Annotated in this window: 3 protein-coding genes and 1 pseudogene; 2 read left to right on the top strand and 2 right to left on the bottom strand. The window is 64.0% G+C overall.

The features are described from left to right. Positions 1 to 108 (bottom strand): annotated as a pseudogene (locus QOD90_RS08075) (transcriptional regulator); the annotation flags it as partial. Positions 109 to 199: 91 nt separating this feature from the next. Next, positions 200 to 1,528, bottom strand: coding sequence for a DUF445 domain-containing protein (locus QOD90_RS08070; protein ID WP_526348427.1), 1,329 nt, complete (start codon positions 1,526 to 1,528; stop codon positions 200 to 202). Positions 1,529 to 1,629: 101 nt separating this feature from the next. Here QOD90_RS08070 and QOD90_RS08065 point away from each other — a divergent pair, with 101 nt between their 5' ends. Together QOD90_RS08065 and QOD90_RS08060 are read left to right on the top strand one after the other, a co-directional pair. Further along, complete coding sequence (locus QOD90_RS08065; RefSeq protein WP_526348425.1) at positions 1,630 to 2,334, top strand: TetR/AcrR family transcriptional regulator; 705 nt, start codon at positions 1,630 to 1,632, stop codon at positions 2,332 to 2,334. Between the two features lie 4 nt (positions 2,335 to 2,338). Next, the coding region (locus tag QOD90_RS08060) for a polyphosphate kinase 2 family protein (protein WP_526348423.1) at positions 2,339 to 2,798 on the top strand (460 nt) is incomplete at its 3' end.

The following is a 2,798-nucleotide window of genomic DNA, read 5'->3' as shown; positions in this document are numbered from 1 at the left end:
AAGCTGCCGCACGGAAACCTGAGCCAACTCACGCTGGCTCCGGATGAAGCTCCCGATGTCCTGCGCAGCGTTGGTGACGACAGCTGCAAGCTTCTCGTCTTGAGCCATGGTTCATCCCCCTCTGCGTCGGGTATCCGGAGTGCGACAAGCTCAACCGTACGACGCAGTGCTAACTTTTGCAAGCACTAGTTAGCGCAGGTCAGAAGAGTAGTTGGGCTATCGAATAGATCACGAGGCCGGCCAGCGAGCCCACCACCGTGCCGTTGATCCGGATGAACTGCAGGTCACGGCCAACGTGCAACTCGATGCGGTCGCTAGCCATGTCGGCGTCCCACCGCTCGATGGTCTCGGTGATGATCGCTGTGATCTCCGTCCCATACTCCGAAACCAGGTGCTGGGCCGCGCGAATGATCCAGCTGTCCACCTTGTCGCGGAGTTCGACGTCGTCGCGAAGGGACTCGCCGATGTGCACCACCGAGTCGGCAATCCTGGACCGAAGCGTCGACGACGGGTCGTCGACCGACTCCAGGATGATGCGCTTGGCCGCCGTCCACGCCGTCTCCGCGGCCTTGGCGACCTCGTCGCGCGCCATGATCTGATCCTTGACCTTCTCGGCCCGCGCGATCGTCGCCTCGTCGTGCTGAAGGTCTTCGGCAAACTCGAACAGAAACTTGGTCGCCGACCGGCGTAGCTCGTGGTCCGGGTTGCGGCGCACCTTGTCCGTGAAGTCCACCAACTCGCGATGGATGCGCTCGCCGATCAGGTTGTCCACCCAGCGCGGCGACCACGTCGGCGAGTCGCGCTCGATCACCCTGGCGATGATCTCGTTCGAATTCAGCGACCACTCGAAGGCCCGGTCGGCCAGCAGCTGGATGAGTGCCTCCTGACGCCGCTCCTCCAGCAGCGACGTCAGCACCCGTCCCACCGGGGGACCCCACTTCGGTTCCGCGATGCGCTTGACGATCATCCGGTCCAGCACCTGCTGAATGTCCTCGTCGCGCAGCATCTCGACGAGGACCCGCAACACCGTCGACGCCTCCGCGGCAACCCGATTGGCGTTCACCGGTTCGCACAGCCACTTCCCCGTCCGGCTCGCGACCTGCGCATCGCGCAGCTTGGCGCCGATGACCTCGGGGGACATGAAGTTCTCGCGAACGAACGTGCCGAGACCCTCGCCCAGCTGATCCTTCTTGCGCTTGATGATCGCGGTGTGCGGAATCGGTAACCCCAGCGGATGCTTGAACAGCGCCGTGACGGCGAACCAGTCGGCGAGCGCGCCGACCATGCCCGCCTCCGCGGCCGCCCTGACGTAACCCACCCATGCCGCGGCGCCTTGGGACTGTGCCCACGTGCAGAGCAGGAAGATGACCGTCGCGCCGACCAGGAAGCTCGTCGCAACGACTTTCATCCGGCGAAGGCCGCGGCGGCGTTCAGCGTCACCAGCGCTGTCGGCGCCGACGAATGAATCAGCGAGACTCGCTCGGGAGTTGGAGGTCGTTCTGTGCACCACGGTTCCATTGTCCTTCATCGCGGCGCCTGCCCGCCCGGCTCACCGGCCAAGCGGGAGGAATCGGCCGTATTATCTAAGCCAACTAGCGATAGGGATTGGCGCGGACAAGTGACCGGTAAGTGACACAGCAGACCCCGGACGGGGGGGTGAAGACCGATGGGCGCAAGCGACGGTGGCACCAACACAAGGTCGATCGCCGCGGAGAGCTGGTCGACGGAACGCTAGAAGCGGTCCGCCATCGCGGGAGCAACGTCAGCATGGACGAGATCGCCGCCGAAATCGGGGTCTCGAAGACGGTTCTCTACCGGTACTTCGTCGACAAGAACGACCTCACCACCGCCGTGATGATGCGGTTCGCGCAGACCACGCTGATTCCGAACATGGCGGCGGCGCTGTCGTCGAACCTCGACGGCTTCGACCTGACCCGCGAGATCATCCGGTGCTACGTCGCCACCGTCGCTGCCGAGCCGGAGATCTACCCATTCGTGATGGCGAACAGCTCGGCGAGCAAGAGCAAGGCCGTCGCCGACTCCGAAGAGATCATCGCGAGGATGCTCGGTGTCATGCTTCGCCGCCGGATGGCCAGCGTCGGGATGGACACCAGTGGAGCCCAACCGTGGGCCTTCATGATCGTCGGCGGTGTGCAATTGGCCACGCACTCGTGGATGTCCCATCCGCGGATGAGCGCCGACGATCTGATCGACTACCTGACGATGCTGTCGTGGAGCGCGCTTCGCGGCATCGTCGAAGTGGGCGGATCGCTCGAGAAGTTCAACTCGATGACGCATCCATCGCCGGAATTGCCTCACCAACTGCTTCACTGAGCAGATGAGCAAGTCCTCCGACCCCGCGACGTCCGAATTGCCCGACCTCTGGACCCACGAACCCGGCTCCTTTCTCGAGTTCAAGCCCGGCGACTCGATCGCCGCGCTCGATACCCACTCGACACCAGGGTTCAAGGGCTCCAAGAGCGACGCCCCCGAGCTTCAGGACGAACGCAACGAGCGCTACGCCGAGCTTCAGGAGATGTTGTACGCCAACAGCCGTGCTGGCGACAACCGCAAGATCCTGTTGGTGCTGCAGGGCATGGACACCGCGGGCAAGGGCGGAATCGTCAAACACGTTGTGGGTGCGGGCAATCCGCAGGGCATCAGGTACGCCAGCTTCGGCAAGCCGACCGAGGAGGAGATGGCGCACGACTTCCTCTGGCGCATCGAGAAGCAACTGCCGACGGCAGGCCACGTCGGCGTGTTCGACAGGTCGCACTACGAGGACGTGCTGATCGTGC

The organism is Mycobacterium sp. (assembly GCF_032161845.1).
Lineage (GTDB): Bacteria > Actinomycetota > Actinomycetes > Mycobacteriales > Mycobacteriaceae > Mycobacterium.
Note: the sequence above shows the minus strand (reverse complement) of the source record. Positions and strands in the feature narration are given on the sequence as shown.

Bases quoted from the DNA above. Each gene is read 5' to 3' on its own strand.
- QOD90_RS08070 (WP_526348427.1), bottom strand. From the start codon at position 1,528: ATGAAGGACAATGGAACCGTGGTGCACAGAACGACCTCCAACTCCCGA.